This window comes from Vibrio plantisponsor, from assembly GCF_013041605.1.
Classification (GTDB): Bacteria; Pseudomonadota; Gammaproteobacteria; order Enterobacterales; family Vibrionaceae; genus Vibrio; species Vibrio plantisponsor.
The window spans coordinates 107,302-124,663 of sequence record NZ_JABEQC010000004.1; the positions used below are offsets into that span (position 1 = coordinate 107,302).

Here is a 17,362-nt window from a genome sequence, read left to right on the forward strand (position 1 = left end):
ACGCCTAAACTCAAATAGAAAACTGATTTTGTAATGATGTTCGGAGGCCGTATATGACTTGTACCTTTATTGTAAGTTTCGTAGGAAAAGCAACACCCTCAACAATCAAATCTTTGGCCGCTGCGACAAATGAAAAAAGTGGTAAGTGGCTCATTAGCAAAGTGAATTTTATTGAAGACCAAGTTGCTGCTGTTATCAAAATTGAAATACCAGAAGAACACGCGGACGTTGTTAAAGAAGCATTTTATGCCACGCCCGATCTACTGGTAAAAATCGTTGATGTTGAAGAGCACGTTCAGCTCGAAGATAAAATCTACCAACTTCGTATTGATTCTAACGACCGCTACGGAGTGGTTAACGAGATAACCCACGTTCTTGATGAACAAGATGTGCAGATTCTGGATATGGATTGCCAACGCGTGTTTATCGCCGGCGGTGGTGGCGTAAGCTCTAGCTTATTTACAGCAAACTTAGCTGTGCGTTTGCCTGTTGAACGTCAATTGAATGATGTGGTCAGCGAACTGGAATCTTTAAGCGAAGATACTCGTGTTATCGTTGAGTCATAAACTGATTTGAATAACAAGATTAGCTGACTTATAAAACGAAGCTGCATAAAAGACCACCCTTTCTCTTAAGAAATGGGTGGTTTTTTATTACTCGATAAGTCTTATTTAACAGACCATTGAGAAAGCGAACGTTTGAAGTCTTGGTAGCCAAATTCGTTCAGCTTTTGAATGTCGCCGTTACTGCGCTCACAGTAAACAGAAGGCATCTTCAAGCCATTGAACCAGTTTAGTTTGACCATGGTGTAGCCGGCACTGTCCAAGATATGAAGCTTCTGACCAATTTGCAGTGGCTGATCAAACTTAGCGATACAGAATTGGTCACCGGCCAGACATGAACAAGAACCAATCACGTATTCATGTTCGCCAGATTCACTGGCTTCCAGTACTGAAGCAGGCTCATTGTAGATAAGTGTATCTAGACGGTGTGCTTCGGTCGCAGAGTCAACAATCGCTGTCTTCATGCCGTTTTCGACGATATCAACAACGGTGACTACAAGGTCAGTGGTCTTAGTGATTACCGCTTCGCCCGGCTCTAGGTATAGTTGCACGCCGTGTTTTTCAGAGAATGCTTTAAGCGCTAGACCGAGTTTTTCTACATCGTAACCCGGCCATGTAAAGAATACGCCACCGCCCATGCTCACCCAATCCAGTTTGTTTAGGTATTCACCAAAACGCTCTGAAATGGCATCCAGCAGGCCGATGAAAGCATCCACATCTTTGTTTTCACAGTTCATATGGAACATCACACCATTGATCGTATCGAATACCGAACCATCAATGTGATCAGCCTGAACACCTAGGCGAGAGAACTTACGTGCTGGGTTAGCAAGGTCTTGACCTGCGTAGCTAACACCTGGGTTAAGACGCAAACCGATTGACGCTTTACCTTCAACAAGATGACGGTACGCAGAAAGTTGAGACTGTGAGTTGAAGATCATCTTGTCACAGATGTCTGCCACTTCTTTAACGTCATCTTCGCTGTAACCTACGCTGTATGCGTGAGTTTCACCGCCAAAAGTTTCATAGCCAAGTTTCACTTCAAATGGGCCAGAACTGGTTGTGCCATCTAGGTAAGGCTTAATAATGTCGAAAACGCCCCAAGTTGAGAAACACTTCAGCGCCAGTACCAGTTTTACACCCGAAATCTCTTTCAGACGTTTTGCAATTTCCAGATTGGCGATCAGCTTTGACTCGTCAATCATAAAGTAAGGAGTTTTCAATTCACTCTTTTGCATCTTGTTTATTTCCTGCGTGTTGCCTAAGCAACACTTCATCAATCGCAAAATGGAAAAAACAGCCATCACCTGAGTGACGGCTGTCTTCAACTATTAACTATCCATCTACCCTCTCATAAGAGGTGGATTATTTAAGGATATGAATCTCTGGCTGAGCTGGTTGAAGTTCAAGAACCTCCCAGTCCAGACCAATAGATGGCATAGTTTCTAGGAACGGATCCGGATTTAGCTGCTCCATGTTGAACACGCCTGAATCAGCCCATTCGCCACGGAAGAATTGCAATGCAGCAGTAATCGCAGGAACACCAGTAGTGTACGCAATCGCTTGGTGCTCTACATCTTTGTAAGCCACTTCGTGGTCTGCATTGTTGTAGATAAATACACTGCGTTGTTCACCATTCTTCTTACCTTGAACCCAAGTACCGATACAGGTTAAACCTGTGTAGCCCGGAGCCAAAGAGGTTGGGTCTGGTAGCATGGCCTTCAGAACTTGCAGAGGTTGTACAACTGTACCGTCTTGCAGAGTTAATGGTTCAGGGCTTAGCAAACCAATGTCACGCATGCAGTTGAAGTAGTTCAAGTAGCGGTCACCGAAACCCATCCAGAATTCAATGCGTTTTGCAGGAATGAATTCTTTTAAAGAACGAACTTCATCGTGTGCCATTGAGTACACTTTGAACGGACCACATTTTGGAAAATCAAATTCCAGCATACGAGTATGACAAGGAACAGTTTTCCACTCACCCTCTTCCCAGTAGAAAGAATCACCTTGGATTTCAAGCATGTTCGTTTCTGGGTCGAAGTTGGTTGCGAACTTCTTACCGTGATCACCCGCGTTGATGTCCATAACGTCGATAGTGTCGATTTCATCGAACAGATGCTTCGCCGCGTAAGCAGCAAACACACTAACAACACCCGGATCGAAACCAGCGCCAAGAATGCCTGTGATGCCTGCTTGTTTGAACTTTTCGCGGAAAGCCCATTGCGGATCATAAGCTTCTGGTACTTGCTGACCTTCAGAGCAAAGGTCAACAGCCACCGATGTATCTAAGTAAGATACTTTTGCCTGATAACACGCTTCCATAATTGGAACATTGACCCATGGAGGACCAGCGTTAATCACTAAATCAGGCTTAACTTCTTCAATCAACGCCACCAATGAATCAACATCACTAGCGTTAACTGCACGAGCTTCTAGCTTCTTAGTAGAATCTTTTAAGTTATTTTTACCCTTAATCGATTCAATGATCTTCTCACACTTCCCGATAGAACGAGAAGCAATGGTAATATCACCCAGCACGTCGTTGTTTTGAGCTGCTTTATGCGCGACAACCCAACCAACACCGCCCGCACCAATCTGTAGAATTGACATTTATCCGTTACCTTTATTTCGCTAGCTCTGACGCTAGAGTTTCAATTTTAGCCAGTAGAGATTCGAAGTCCGAAATCTTCAAGCATGGGTTCAAGATTGTGAATTTCAAGGCAGTTTTGCCATCCACAATGGTCTCGCCTAGTACTGCGATACCACGTACCAGCGCTTCCATTCGAACTGCTTTATTAAGCTCATCGAAATCTTTCGCTTGGCTGTCTACCGCGCGGAATAACACGGTAGACAAAGATGGTTCAGCCAAAAGCTCGAAGGCTTTATGCTGACGAACCAAATCAGCCACTTGTAGAGTTTGGTCTAACAAATGGTCGTACATTGCGCCTAGTTGTTTAGGACCGACGTTTTGCATCGTCATAAACACTTTCAAGGCATCAAAGCGTTTTGTCGTAGAGATAGACTTATCAACCAAGTTTGGCAGAGTGTCATGCTCACGGTTCAAGTAGTCTGCATGGTGAAGCAGGTACTTGAAGTTGTTTTTATCTTTTAGAAGTAGCGCACCACAGCTGATTGTTTGGAAGAACAATTTGTGGAAATCTACGCTTACTGACTGTGCACGTTCTACGCCTTTCAAACGATCTTTGTGGCTGCTTAGAATCAACGCACCGCCGTATGCACCGTCTACGTGCATCCATAGGTCGTGTTTCTCTGCAACATCAGCAATCGTAGCTAAATCATCGATAGCACCGTGGTCAGTCGTACCCGCAGTACCTACAACTGCAAATGGAATCAAACCTTCAGCTTTAGCTTGTTCAACCGCAGCTTCTAGTTTTGTTACATCCATAGTGCCGTTTGGAAGCGCGTCTACAGCAAGAATCGCTTTCTCACCAAGACCCATCCAAGATGCTGATTTTTGTACTGTGAAGTGTGACTTCTTAGAACAAATAATACGTAGCTTGTCTGCGTAATCAGGTAGACCTAGCTTCTGGATAGAGTGACCGCTTAGTTTGTCCGCAATCCAGTCACGAGCCAACATTAGACCCATCTGGTTACTTTGCGTACCACCGCTCGTTACGATACCGTCAGCTTTAGCGCCTAGCTCGTACTTCTCACACATCCAATCAACAACTTTCTGCTCAACGAATGTCGCTGCAGAAGATTGGTCCCATGAATCCATTGATTGATTTAGAGAACCAATAATCGTTTCAGCAACAACAGATGGCATCAATGGTGGAGTGTGTAAGTGAGCAATACAGTCTGGGTGTTGAACCATAATTGAGTTCTTAACCACTAGCTCTGCAGTGTCTGAAATCACTTCTTTTAGTGACGCGTTCTTGTTATCAAGATCTACCGCATAAATGGCTTCTTCCAATGCTTTTGGATTCATACCAGAATATGGTGCGTTCACTTCTGCAAATACTGCTTTCATTGCAGCAGTTGTGTGGTTCATTACACGTGCAAATTCTGCGCTGCCCATTGAACCAGTGTGGATGAAGTGCTTCTTCCACTCTTGGTTGCTTGGCTCTGGGTCTTTATGACCGCCACCAGCAGCAAGAATTGCTTCTTCTAGCGTACGTAGTGCGAAGTCGATTTGCTCGAAAGAGATAATCAATGGAGGAAGGAAACGAATAACCGAACCGTCACGACCACCTTTCTCTACCATCAAACCACGCTCAAGAGCCGCACGTTGAATAGCGAGTGTTAGTTGCGGTGCAGATTTTGGCTCACCGAACTTGTTTAGCTCGCCGCTTGGATCTTGAATTTCAAGACCTAGCATCAAACCTTTACCACGTACTTCTGCAACACAGTTTACGCGGCTTTGGATTTTCTCTAACCCCATGCGTAGATATTGACCCGCAATGTTTGCGTGCTCTACAAGGTTATCACGAGTGATGATTTCCAGTGCTTTAGCACCTGACACCATAGCTAGCTGGTTACCACGGAAAGTACCGGTGTGTTCACCTGGTTTCCATGTATCAAACTTCTTGTTAATAACCAGAATCGCCATTGGCAGACCACCACCAATCGCTTTAGATAGACATAGTACGTCTGGAATAATTCCCGCTTCTTCAAACGCGAAGTTGTAGCCAGATTTACCTACACCACATTGGATCTCATCAAAGATCAGTAGAATGCCGTGCTCATCACAGATACGACGTAGTTCACGTAGGAAATGTGCAGGAGCAGGGATAACACCGCCTTCACCTTGAACAGGCTCTACGATAATCGCAGCAGGCTTCATGATACCTGCTTCGTCATCGTTAAGAAGACGTTCAATGTAACGAATGCTCGCTTTCGCACCTTCTTCGCCACCTAGGCCAAACGGACAACGTAGGCTGTATGGGAAAGGCATAAAGTGAACATCTGACATCAAACCAGTACGACGAGCTTTGGTGTTCAGGTTACCCATCATGCCCATAGTACCGTTAGTCATACCATGGTAAGCACCACGGAACGCAAACATGGTATTACGGCCTGTTGTTTGTTTAGCAAGCTTAATCGCCGCTTCAACAGCGTCCGCACCAGATGGACCACAGAACTGAACAACACAGTTGTCACCAAGTTCAGAAGGAAGAAAACCTTTTACTGCTTTAATAAAGTCAGTTTTAGATTTTGTTGGGATATCCAGTGTTTGATATGGCAAACCAGAATCAAGCTGTTGCTTAAGCGCTTGGTTAATCTCTGGGTGGTTGTAACCTAAAGCCAGAGTACCCGCACCCGCCAAACAATCTAGGAAGATTTGGCCACGTGTATCTTCTACTAAACAACCATAAGCTTGTTTAATAGCGATAGGTAATCGACGTGGGTAAGAACGAACTTCTGATTCATGCGCAGCTTGGTCAAGCAACACTTCATCCGGAGTCAGATCATACAATCCGTCTAGTACTGGAATTTGGTTAGACATAATGGTTGCGATAGTGTTATCGACTTCAAAGGCTGTACTCATCTTCATCACCTTGAAAAATAAAAATTTCCGTTCATTTCCCGTACGTCAGTAAAAGAGAGAAATGACAAATAGCAAAAAATTCCGAATGCATTAAGCAAATACGGAATACGTGTCATCAGATTGATGACGATTAACTAAATCAGAGGTTCAAGGTTCTGTAATGCTGCTGTCTTGATAAACAGGGCATTCTGGAAGTACAAAGCTGATTCGTGGTTGTAGTTTAAATGAAATCAATGTTGGGTATCCCATTCACATGCTGTTCCCACAGCAAGAGTATCCCGTCTATCAGTAAAAGGACTTACTGATACCTACCCTACGTAATGTCACAATCAGCCTGAATGGTCATTACGCGTATCCCCCAGAAACTCTGTCTGAGATTGGGGCGGAAATTAACATAAAACGGTGGCTTTTTGCAATATGAAATCATGTAAAAATAATGCTCTTTATTACAAATCAAACACATAATATTGAGCAAATAATTGGTACTGAATTCGAGATAAAGAAAAGCCCCTGCTTAGCAAGGGCTTTGAAACGCTAATATTAACTATGAAGTGGTGTCGGTGGTTTTTAATACATCATTCAAGAAAGCTGCTGCATCAAAACTTCCGCCGACCTCATATGCAGTTAAATCAAGATTTTCAATTACAATGCTTTGCTCACCAGCATCATGAGTAACAGTTAGGACCACATCATTATCGCCTGTTGATACTACAATGTCTTCGTTTGCAAGGAGTTGAGCAATATCTTGCCCAGTAGACTCATCAGTCAATATTGAACCTATCTCAATCGAGTCAGTACCTACAGTAAAGTTTTTAACTGTGTCAACACTGTTATCTAAAGCGGAATCAAGCCAAGTGAAGATATTGGCCTCATCATTCCCATATAATGTTTCACTACCAGTCTCAGCGGTAACGATACCTTGCTGGTCAGGGAATACTTGTTGATTAATATCTAAAGTAACCGTAGCCACTTCGCTCATTGCTAATTCTGAATCAACCGCCATGTATTTGAAACTATCTTCAGAAGTTATCAATTGCTCTCCAGTTAAATCGCCTAAAACGTAATTACTCACCGCTGAAGTAAAGTAAACACCAACAACAGGATTATCTGTATCGCTAACAATATATTCACCCTCATCAAAATAGCCATACCCTTGTCCGTTATTATCATCTAGCGTACCATTAAGTAATTCATACGTGACTGTAACTGGTTTAGCATTTACGTAAGCAGGGTTCACACCATCCAAGATAAAGTTAATAGATGTAAGTGGATTCTCACTTAAATCAATATGAAGTGTCTCACCTACATTCATTCCACCACCACCCTCGGTACCAATCCCCGTACCTTGGTTATCATTTACTCCTTGAAAATAATCCAGATCAGGGTAAACAACATTACCGCTTTGACCATTTACGTCCCAAGCAGATACCGTGATTTGTGCTCCATTATCTAGTTTGATTATGCACGGATTATTATTGGTGTCGGATAAACTCCACTTATTTGAACTTAAGTGGAACTCTTCGTTGTCATCTTGTACATATTTAATATTGTCTGGATTTAGGAGCTTAAAGCTATCCACAGTACCTAAATCATCATTAATGTCATATAAGTAAGATTCATCTAGTACGATAAACGTAGTTTCAGAAGTGTAATACCTCAACTCTCCTAAATCTGGAAGGTCAGTTATTACCACATAGAGGTCTTGAGTAACTAAAGGAGAATCTACTTCTGCGTCAGAAATATGGTCATCATCCGCTCCTACAGTTGTATCAAAAACAATGGAAACCTCCGTTTTATCACTCACTGTAACGGTAAAGTCTTCAGCTACTGGCGCTTCATTAATATTTATTTCATTTAATGTCACATTAATATCAGTGTAATTTTCAACGTCTCCATCTCCTTGCTCGTCGACCTCCGTCGCTCTCACTACAAGGTTATGAACATTACTTATTGCTTCATAATCGTTGGTAAACGCAGCCGCTCCTTCAGTCGTCAGCCTTATATTTCCGTCATTATCAATAACAAAATAGGGGTACGCTTTCTCAGTATCGTCGGCACCATAAACATTCGTTACAATACTGTAGGTAACTGCCTCCCCTTCTGGGTCAACTGCTGAAACTGTACCTATAACATCGTCTGTGGAGCTCATTTCGTTATAAAAGAACTCATAATCATCAACTGGTTGAGGTGTCTCTGAGCCCTCACCTTCATCTCCTGTTGAGACAAACACTGGAACTTCATCAACATCAACTTCGTTTAATGTCACATTAATATCAGTGTAATTTTCAACGTCTCCATCTCCTTGCTCGTCGACCTCCGTCGCTCTCACTACAAGGTTATGAACATTACTTATTGCTTCATAATCGTTGGTAAACGCAGCCGCTCCTTCAGTCGTCAGCCTTATATTTCCGTCATTATCAATAACAAAATAGGGGTACGCTTTCTCAGTATCGTCGGCACCATAAACATTCGTTACAATACTGTAGGTAACTGCCTCCCCTTCTGGGTCAACTGCTGAAACTGTACCTATAACATCGTCTGTGGAGCTCATTTCGTTATAAAAGAACTCATAATCATCAACTGGTTGAGGTGTCTCTGAGCCCTCACCTTCATCTCCTGTTGAGACAAACACAGGAGACTCATCCTCAACTAATGGCACAACATTTACCACAGGGTCGATAGGTGCAAGAGCTTGGGCTATAACTAGGTCAATTGCCAAACTTTGTGTCTGAGAAAGCCCAGGATCTTGAAGACCATGAGTATCAAATGCGGTTTGAGCGAGTACCTCAGCAAGCGTCATATCAATTGTGCCCGTATCGGTTGGGCTGGAACCATTGGCTCCACCTGCTGCGGTTGCTTGGTCTGGATTTAGTGTTGGGTCAACACCCTGCTCCAATTGAGCAAGAATTTGAGCAACTTCATCATCAATATTGAGCGGAGTCTGCTGATCATTCGCTTGAATCAACTGAGCCTGAACTTGCGGGTTAGCATCATCACTAACCGTCATGACAACCTCACCGGGAGCAGGTTGAGCACCAGCGGTAAGTTCTCGAATTTGACCTTGCCTATCAATGACCAAAGTTATGTTGGCTAACATAAACTGGCTGAGTGTACGTGCATTCATGAGCCTATTCCCTATGAGCGTAGATAACACGTATGAGCACCCTGTCTAAATTTTGCTTGTTCTCAGGTGTTCACACGCCACTGCGTAAGCAGTTTTTCATGCTTTAACATTAGTAAGTGCTAATTGCACATTCAACTCATTTAGTAGAGTGAAGAATCAAATATCAACTAAGGTTTCAATATATAAGGAAAATTATCATTGGTACTTTCTTGAACTAAACTCACAAAATCCTATTTTATAAACTAAGCTTGCATAAACTAAGGCATGACCTTTGGACGCTCGCCACTTACAAAATGAAGTATCTCAATGGTCGAGTAAGAGATGATTCCATACTTAAGGAGCTTCATAGTGAAACGGAAACTTTCATTCTTAACAGGATGTTTGATACTAGCTTCCGCCTCTGCTCACGCACAAACACTCGAGCAAGCAGTCGCAATCGCTTTTTCAAACAACCCTGATATCAAGGCTAGCTACAATCAATACGTCAGTACGGTGAATGACAGCAAAGCATCTGGTGGTAAGTACCTTCCTACTATCGACTTAGATGCAGGTATTGGTTATGAAGGCATTCGTCCTGCAGCAACAAGTGGACGAGAAGATACCGACCTCACCCGAAAAGAAGCCAGCATCATCCTAAATCAATTGTTATGGGATGGTAATGGTACACTCAACGATATGGACAGAACGGCCGCCGAAGCCGAATCCACAAGATTACAACTATTAGATGATGCATCGAACTTGGCGCTACAGGTAACCGACGTCTATTTAAACGCAGTGAAAGCAACAGAAATTCTTGCACTGTCAGAAAGTAATCTAGCGGTTCACATCGACATTTACCGCGACATCAAGAAGCGAGTCGATTCAGGTGTAGGCTCAACGGCAGATTTAACTCAAGTAGAAGCACGTATTGCCAAAGCACAAGGCAACCTGCTTGCGGCTCAGAACAACCTTTTTGATACTCATACCCAGTTTCGCCGCTTAGTGGGACAAGAACCTCTCGGCTTGATTTATCCTCGTGCGGATGTGTCTAAGATCCCATTGTCGCTCACTGATGCATTAGTTGAGGCATTTGATAAACACCCAGTAATCAAGATTGCGAAAACGGATGTTGACGCTGCGCGTTTCCAATACAAACAGTCTAAAGCTCCTTATTATCCGACTTTCTCCGTTGAAGCTCGCCAAACATGGCGAGACGACGCTGGCGGTTATGAAGGTGGCGCGGATGAAACCGTTGCTATGCTGCGCATGAGATACAACCTTTATAACGGTGGTAGTGATAGTGACCGCAGTGAAAGCTCTGCTTATCAGTTAAACAAAGCGAAAGATTTACGAGACAGTGCTTATCGACAAATCGAAGAGAGCCTCCGGTTATCTTGGAGTGCGTTGGATTTAACGCTCCAACAGAAAAACTTCCTAGCTGACCACGTAGACTCAGCAGCACAAACGGTGATTGCGTACGAAAAGCAATACGGTATTGGTCAACGAACCTTACTAGACTTATTGAACACCGAAAACGAGCTGTTTGAAGCTCGTAAAGAGTACCTCGATGCTCACTATGCTGAACAGTATGCCAAATATCGTGTTATGAACGCGACGGGCGTATTGATAGACGCGCTTTTGGTTGATGTTCCTGAAGAATGGACCAAGGAAGTGGAGTATTAAATATGAAGAAGAACATTCTGTCACTCGCAATACTCGCTAGCCTTACCCTATCGACATCGGTTTATAGTGCTGAAGAGTACGAATACATGGCGACACCCACTGCCAACCAAATTGCCGATTTGCAAGATGATGACCAAGATGGTGTGGTCAATGGTCGCGATATTTGTCCGGGAACGCCCTCAGGATCTGAAGTCGATAATGATGGTTGTGGTGAAGTAAGACGCGCACAAGATCAACGTCAATTGCGTATTCTGTTTGCCAACGACTCTTATGAAATCAACCCTGTTTTTGCCAGCCAGATTCAAACCATGGCTGATTTCTTGAAGATATATAAATCTGCATCGATTGAGATTCAAGGTTACACCAGTAAAGTCGGTACCGATGAATACAATTTAGAGCTATCTAAGAAACGGGCAGAAGCCGTCGAGAAAAAACTGCTTTCCTATGATATCAGCTCTGACCGAGTCAGAATCGTTGGATATGGTGAAAGTCGTTTAGAAGACCAAGGCGATGACCCTGCAGCACATGCAGTAAACCGAAAAGTGACGGCTACTGTAGTTGGCCTGACAGAAAAAGTCGTCGAGGAGTGGACCATTTTTTCAACTCTACAAAAGCGCTAGGGCCATTATCATTCTGGCAACTTAGTAACTAGACTCGTTTAGAGACAAACAAAAAGCCCCTCAGACTTAATGTCGAGGGGCTTTCTATATTCAGTTTAAATCAATATCTGTGTATCAGGTTATGCAGCTTTTTTCTTTGGCAGTGATGCGCTCAGTAAGAAATAACCCACAACAGCCGCCAAGGTTGAACCCATTAAGATACCAAGACGAGCATAAGTATCGAAGTTCACGAAATCAGCACCAAACGCCAGCGATGAGATGAATATCGACATTGTAAAACCGATACCACACAGCACAGATACGGCGAAGATATGCTTCATACTGATGCCTTCAGGCAGTTTCGCAATACCGAGTTTTACCGCAACCCAGCTAAAGCTGAAGATACCCAGCGGTTTACCAATAAACAGACCTAACGCAACACCTAGCGGCAGAGCCTGAGTCAAGCCACTCAACGAAACACCTTCAAGAGATATACCCGCGTTAGCAAATGCGAACAGAGGCAGAATACCGAAAGCGACGTATGAATGAAGACCATGTTCTAAGTGCTTAAGCGGTGAATGTTCTTTGTCTTTCCCTTTAAGAGGAATAGAAAAACCAATCACTACACCCGCTAATGTTGCGTGAACACCGGACTTCAGTACAGCTACCCAAAGAATGAAACCAACAATTAGGTAAGCACTAATCTTAGTCACATGCTTAGCATTCATGACAAACAGTATTGCCGTCATTAGGAAGCCAACAGCCAGCGCCATAGTAGACAAGTCACCGCTGTAGAACAGTGCAATAATCACGACAACACCTAAGTCATCAATGATTGCCAAAGCAAGCAAGAAAACTTTCAAACTGATTGGAACACGACTGCCCAACAGTGCCATGATACCTAGAGCAAACGCGATATCTGTAGCAGCAGGAATAGCCCAACCTTGAATCGCCGTTTCATTTGAAATGTTAAACATTACATAAATAAGCGCAGGAGCAAGCATACCGCCCACAGCCGCAATTGCTGGGAAAATAGCAGTTTCACGCGATTTCAGAGCTCCCTCAAGCAACTCGCGTTTTACCTCAAGACCGATCAACAGGAAGAAAATGGCCATCAAGCCATCGTTGATCCAGTGTGAAACAGACATACCTAAAACATAGGTGTGAAGACCCACTTGGTAGAACTCGTTAAGCGGAGAGTTGGCAATTACCATAGCTACAGCTGCTGCAATTACCAGAATTATGCCACCAGCAGACTCCATTTTTAAAAAGTCGCGAATGATATCAGTCATTTATCGTCCTTAGAATTTCGTTATGTCGATACATGAATCAGAACAGATGCACAGGAGTTTAGTGCTTTCGAACATTTTTGAACAATCGCTTGTAATGACTCAAAACTTCGGTTTTTCCGAAACAAATGAACATTTAGCACGCATATTCCGTATTAATTGCTATTTGGTAAGTATAGGAAAGAATTAATGGTCTAAACAATGTTAGTTATTGAAATATCTCACCTCCAGAGACAGAAAAAGGAGCATTAGCTCCTTTTCAAACATCATTTTTTCACAACAGTTAATAGCCCGTTAACTGCATATAGCCGTGTGCAAGATCTGAACCGGTGGTATTTATAGCCCCTTCCCAGTAAGGAACGATGAAAGGCAACCAAGATTGTTTATTCACTGGCGCGGTTTTCAAGTCGATATTGTATCTGGGCACCATGATACGCCACTCCAAAGGCAGTACTCTGCCCCCCTCAATAACAGTTTTGTTGAGGGGCAGAATAACAATATCTTTGCTATTCAAAACGATGTTTTTTTCTTTTGAAGATAAGGTACCAAACATATATGGGAGCTCTTCTTCATGTCGGTAACGGTTTACAGACAAAGTCGTGTCGTCATCCAGCTTTAAGACAAACTTATCCCAACCTTGCTGTTTGCTCGACATCAAACCACTGCCCCACTCTTTGCTCATAAAAGCAGTGCCTTCAACGGCTATCGGGTCAGTCTCTTTCGTCAGTTTCATCTGACCATAAACCTTAAGAAATGGAGCTTGTAGGTTATAAGTCGCTGTAGGTTCTGTTTCGTGTTTTCTTTGAAAACCTTGCTCTCCGGGTAACACGTACGGACCATCCAAATCACTGTACAGCGATAAACTGAAAGTATCTGTTTTCACATCAAGATGTCCGGGGAAAGGATTTCTACCCAGCGACCGCCATGTCCAATCATCAATCCACATTCGCAGAGGCAAAGCACTCACTCCAGCTTGGCCAATACCACCACGGGCTATTCGTTGTTCTCGCCAAACCTTTCTGTCGTTCGAGATCACCACCGATGAAAAATAAACCTGTGAGTTCAACCAGCCAAGCTCATCAACTCTCTGGTCATGAGCGATGCGAAAATAGCTCCACTGAACGGTATAAAGATGCCCTTTTTTGTCACGGACGTTAGCAAAGTAATGGAACCACTCATGCTGATACTGCGGATGAAAAGACGAATCATCTGGTAACACAACCGGATTGTTAGGTAACACCGGCGAGAAAGCATGCTTCGTATCCACCGATAAAAGTGAGCTCAACTCGCGGTTAGGCTCTGCTTCGTCTTCAAATTTGAAGTCGCGAAATACAATACTGGCAATGGAAACCAGCGCGGCAAGGATTAAGAAACCAATCAAGTATTTGAGGCTGACTCGAACTTTCATTACAGAGCATCCCTTAATGACTTCATCGGTGATTTACGAAGTAAACGGATAATAGGCAGAGCCCCCGCGATGATCAGTGCTAGCATCGAAAGAATGGCCGTTTTCACGTAAGTCATAGGTACAATTATCAGTTCCATTGTCCAACCAAAAGAGTGACGAATCACCACGTCTACAACCAGTTTTGCCAAACCTAAACCTAGTGGCATCGCAATAAGCATTGATATCAAACCAAAAACAAATAACTGCAGTGCACCTAACCATACCAGTTCTTTCCCTGACACACCTAAACAGCGCAGCAACGCAATATGCTTCTGACGAGAAAGCTCACCAGCCAATGTCGCAAAGAAGATCCCGCATACAGCAATCAGCAGGGTAATGTTGCCTAAGGTATCGGCAATCACAAACGTACGGTCAAAAACGCGCATTGCCTGACGGTGAATCGCGCTGTTATCCATGACGCGCTCCGCATCAAGGTGGAAAGCTGAATGCAGGTGACTGTTCAGTTTTTCGCTATCTGCATTTTCTTTTAGCACAATAGCCAGCGCAACATCACCACTGCCAGCAAATGCGTGTAACCAGTTCGCATGTGACATCATGATTTGGTTGTAAGGGTTACCGTAGTCGTAATACACCCCGACAATTTGCCAGCCTGAGCCTAGAGGCTCAGAGAGATCTACGGTATCACCGGGTTTCAAATTCAGTTTGATGGCCATCGACTCGCTGATCATGATGCCTTTTGAGTGGTGCAAATAGTACCAGTAGTTAGGGATACCCAGTTTCACCGTCAGTGAGTTCGCCTCACCTTCAGAATCGCCAGTGCTCACTACTTGCAACGTACCTTTATTGGAAGGAAACTCTCTCTCCCAACGCCACCATACCTCTTTCACTTCTGGTTGATTACTTAACCAGCCACTGATCATAGAAGCTGAGCTGTTGGTCGGATACAGATACATGTCTGCGGCTAATCGCTGATTCAGCCACTTGTCAGTCGTATCTCGGAAGCTCCCCACCATAGTAACCACACCAATATTGGCAGCCATTGCAATCATAAATGCCATGGTAGCCACACCACGATAGCTCATGCTTGCCGCTGCATCGGCAAAAAACCAGCGAGCTTTTACCCAACGCAAACTGTAGGAAAAACTATTAAACAACTTCCAAATAACGAACGGAGTAAACAGTGCGGCACTGAGTAACATTAAAGCAATAATCGTATAGCCCGACGACTGTGTTTTTGGCGCTTGGTAAATAGCGATGGCTGCGACAGCTAGTGCGCCTCCAATAAAGGCCTGAATACTGAACTCGGAACCGGCAAATCGTGCAAGCGACAGACGGGTACTTAAACGAATAGGCTGAGATTTCAGTAAGCGCACCAACGGCCAAGCGCATGAGGCGAAAGCACCGCACACAGCCATAAGCAAGCTGTAACTGCTCCACTCCCAGTCCCACTGAATCGAAAGACCTACGTTCGCGTTGTACAAGTCGGCGAGACTGACTGACACAGAAGGAATTAACTGGTTTGCCAACAAAAGACCTAAGCCATTGCCGCAAATCCAACTTACAAACACTAATGCAAAAAGTTCAAGCATCAGAGCCTGCGCCAATTGCCAGCCATTCACGCCTGTTTGGCGTAACATACCAACCAAGCGCTGACGCTGTATAAGCGAGAGAGACATCGCCTGGTAGAAAATAAACAACCCGACCAAGAAGGACAGCATGCCCATCGCTGTCAGATTCATGTGGAAAGCTTTAGTAAGAGATTCCAATTCTGAACGCGTACTGCGGACCAAAATCATGCCATTCGGCAAACTAGCCGCCAGTTTTTCAAGTTTTTCTTCAGGCATAGAGCCACAGGCAATAACAGAAAAACCGGAGCTTTTCTTCAGTTGTCGAACCAAAGACATATCCGCAACTAAGCGAGTACCACTCACCATTCCATGACGGTCGATAAGCAGCGGCCCCAGCTGTGCACCATCATTAAGCGGAATCATATCGCCATCTTCCCAGCCTTGGTGAGCAGCAAGTTCCTGTCCAACCATAACCGGATAAGGTGGTTGCATCAGTTTTAAGGCGCTGAGTTCACTCAGTGTTTTCTTACCCATTACGGGAACAACTGCTAGCGGGTCAATACCAAGCAATGTCACGTCAGTACCGAGTTTTGTTGTAAAGCGATAGCTGTCAAAAGGCACACACTGATGGAAACCATCACGGCGTAACTGAATATAGAAACCTTGGGGAATTTTATTGGCGACTTGTTTCGTACGAATGCGGTAAGGCAAAGGGTTGGCAAAAAGCTTTTCACCACTTTCATAACTTTGACGTGCATGTTGGTTAATCGCAGTAACACCAACAAGAAGAGAAATACCAAGAGTAAGACCAAACCAGACGAGAATGATCTGCAGAGGATAACGACGATAGTGACCGAGTAGTGCTTTAACTACGGGCCATAACATGAAGGTGTCCTCCTTGAAGACGAATACATCCTTCCATATGCTTTGCAACTTTCTCACTGTGGGTCACAAGGAACAGCGTACATTTCAGCTGTCTTGCCAGTGTCGTCAGGAGCCTCATTACCGCTTCTGCGTTACGCTCATCTAAGCTACCTGTAGGTTCATCAGCTAACAGAATTTTCGGTTCCATATATAAAGCACGTGCAATAGCAGCCCTTTGCTGCTGACCGCCCGACGCCTCTTCAGGATATCGACCTAAAAGTGGCATTAGATCAAGCGCAGAAATGATCTGACGCCATAATCCGGTATCTTCAGGTAAGCCTTTTAGCTGACGGCAAAAACGGATGTTATCGGCAATATTAAGCGTAGGAAGGAGGTTAAACTGCTGGAAAATATGACCGATGTTGTTACGACGATAAGCCGTTCTTTGGAATTCTGAAGTATTGTGCATCGCGAAATCTGGGAACCAAATTTCACCGGAGTCCACGACGTCTAAGCCAGCAATAAGGTTTAACAGCGTACTTTTACCAGAACCGCTTTCGCCCATTAGAGCCAGTTGATCGCCTTGATGAATCGTCAGTTCAGCGCCCTGCAGCACAGGATGGAATTCACCACCATCTACATATCCTTTGCTCAGGTTTACCAGCTGTAACATCAATCATCACCGTAGACTAAAATTGGACTCAGAATCTACACTAATTCCCTTTCAGTAGGAAGTATTTTGCGGCGTACTTACACCGAGTTGTTGCAAAATGCAG

At 44.0% G+C, this 17,362-nt stretch carries 11 protein-coding genes; 3 read left to right on the top strand and 8 right to left on the bottom strand.

The annotated features are described in order from the left end of the window. Positions 1-53 precede the first annotated feature (53 nt). A complete protein-coding gene (locus HKI82_RS07370) occupies positions 54-566 on the top strand; it encodes a glycine cleavage system transcriptional repressor (protein WP_171137632.1) in 513 nt (170 codons plus the stop codon). 101 nt (positions 567-667) lie between these two features. Here the strand turns inward: HKI82_RS07370 and nspC are convergent, their stop codons facing one another. The 4 genes from nspC to HKI82_RS07390 all read right to left on the bottom strand — a co-directional run bounded on the left by nspC (position 668) and on the right by HKI82_RS07390 (position 9,196). Then, positions 668-1,801, bottom strand: a complete 1,134-nt coding sequence (gene nspC / locus HKI82_RS07375) for a carboxynorspermidine decarboxylase (protein WP_102953069.1) — start codon at positions 1,799-1,801, stop codon at positions 668-670. A 127-nt stretch (positions 1,802-1,928) separates the two neighbouring features. Next, positions 1,929-3,173 carry a carboxynorspermidine synthase gene (locus HKI82_RS07380; protein ID WP_102942449.1) on the bottom strand — a complete coding sequence of 415 codons (1,245 nt, stop codon included), beginning with the start codon at positions 3,171-3,173 and terminating at the stop codon, positions 1,929-1,931. Positions 3,174-3,186: 13 nt separating this feature from the next. Further along, positions 3,187-6,072 (bottom strand): pyridoxal phosphate-dependent class III aminotransferase, encoded by a 2,886-nt coding sequence (locus HKI82_RS07385; protein ID WP_171137633.1) that lies wholly within the window; start codon positions 6,070-6,072, stop codon positions 3,187-3,189. A 544-nt stretch (positions 6,073-6,616) separates the two neighbouring features. After that, on the bottom strand, positions 6,617-9,196 hold the full coding sequence (locus tag HKI82_RS07390; protein ID WP_171137634.1) for a cadherin repeat domain-containing protein: 2,580 nt from the start codon (positions 9,194-9,196) through the stop codon (positions 6,617-6,619). 321 nt (positions 9,197-9,517) lie between these two features. Here HKI82_RS07390 and HKI82_RS07395 point away from each other — a divergent pair, with 321 nt between their 5' ends. Both HKI82_RS07395 and HKI82_RS07400 read left to right on the top strand, forming a co-directional pair. Then, positions 9,518-10,858, top strand: coding sequence for a TolC family outer membrane protein (locus tag HKI82_RS07395; RefSeq protein WP_102941759.1), 1,341 nt, complete (start codon positions 9,518-9,520; stop codon positions 10,856-10,858). 2 nt (positions 10,859-10,860) lie between these two features. After that, a complete protein-coding gene (locus HKI82_RS07400; protein WP_390632379.1) occupies positions 10,861-11,478 on the top strand; it encodes an OmpA family protein in 618 nt (205 codons plus the stop codon). Positions 11,479-11,597: 119 nt separating this feature from the next. Here HKI82_RS07400 and nhaA read toward each other — a convergent pair whose 3' ends face one another. The 4 genes from nhaA to HKI82_RS07420 all read right to left on the bottom strand — a co-directional run bounded on the left by nhaA (position 11,598) and on the right by HKI82_RS07420 (position 17,259). After that, on the bottom strand, positions 11,598-12,749 hold the full coding sequence (gene nhaA, locus HKI82_RS07405; protein ID WP_171137636.1) for a Na+/H+ antiporter NhaA: 1,152 nt from the start codon (positions 12,747-12,749) through the stop codon (positions 11,598-11,600). A gap of 280 nt (positions 12,750-13,029) precedes the next feature. Continuing rightward, complete coding sequence (locus HKI82_RS07410) at positions 13,030-14,154, bottom strand: lipocalin-like domain-containing protein (RefSeq protein ID WP_171137637.1); 1,125 nt, start codon at positions 14,152-14,154, stop codon at positions 13,030-13,032. Continuing rightward, complete coding sequence (locus HKI82_RS07415; RefSeq protein WP_171137638.1) at positions 14,154-16,607, bottom strand: ABC transporter permease; 2,454 nt, start codon at positions 16,605-16,607, stop codon at positions 14,154-14,156. The genes HKI82_RS07410 and HKI82_RS07415 overlap by 1 nt, the downstream gene beginning before the upstream one ends. Continuing rightward, positions 16,588-17,259, bottom strand: coding sequence for an ABC transporter ATP-binding protein (locus tag HKI82_RS07420; protein ID WP_042487774.1), 672 nt, complete (start codon positions 17,257-17,259; stop codon positions 16,588-16,590). Before HKI82_RS07420 ends, HKI82_RS07415 begins: the two co-directional genes overlap by 20 nt. Positions 17,260-17,362 lie beyond the last annotated feature (103 nt).

Bases quoted from the DNA above. Each gene is read 5' to 3' on its own strand.
- HKI82_RS07370 (WP_171137632.1), top strand. From the start codon at position 54: ATGACTTGTACCTTTATTGTAAGTTTCGTAGGAAAAGCAACACCCTCA.
- nspC (WP_102953069.1), bottom strand. From the start codon at position 1,801: ATGCAAAAGAGTGAATTGAAAACTCCTTACTTTATGATTGACGAGTCA.
- HKI82_RS07380 (WP_102942449.1), bottom strand. From the start codon at position 3,173: ATGTCAATTCTACAGATTGGTGCGGGCGGTGTTGGTTGGGTTGTCGCG.
- HKI82_RS07385 (WP_171137633.1), bottom strand. From the start codon at position 6,072: ATGAGTACAGCCTTTGAAGTCGATAACACTATCGCAACCATTATGTCT.
- HKI82_RS07390 (WP_171137634.1), bottom strand. From the start codon at position 9,196: ATGAATGCACGTACACTCAGCCAGTTTATGTTAGCCAACATAACTTTG.
- HKI82_RS07395 (WP_102941759.1), top strand. From the start codon at position 9,518: ATGATTCCATACTTAAGGAGCTTCATAGTGAAACGGAAACTTTCATTC.
- HKI82_RS07400 (WP_390632379.1), top strand. From the start codon at position 10,861: ATGAAGAAGAACATTCTGTCACTCGCAATACTCGCTAGCCTTACCCTA.
- nhaA (WP_171137636.1), bottom strand. From the start codon at position 12,749: ATGACTGATATCATTCGCGACTTTTTAAAAATGGAGTCTGCTGGTGGC.
- HKI82_RS07410 (WP_171137637.1), bottom strand. From the start codon at position 14,154: ATGAAAGTTCGAGTCAGCCTCAAATACTTGATTGGTTTCTTAATCCTT.
- HKI82_RS07415 (WP_171137638.1), bottom strand. From the start codon at position 16,607: ATGTTATGGCCCGTAGTTAAAGCACTACTCGGTCACTATCGTCGTTAT.
- HKI82_RS07420 (WP_042487774.1), bottom strand. From the start codon at position 17,259: ATGTTACAGCTGGTAAACCTGAGCAAAGGATATGTAGATGGTGGTGAA.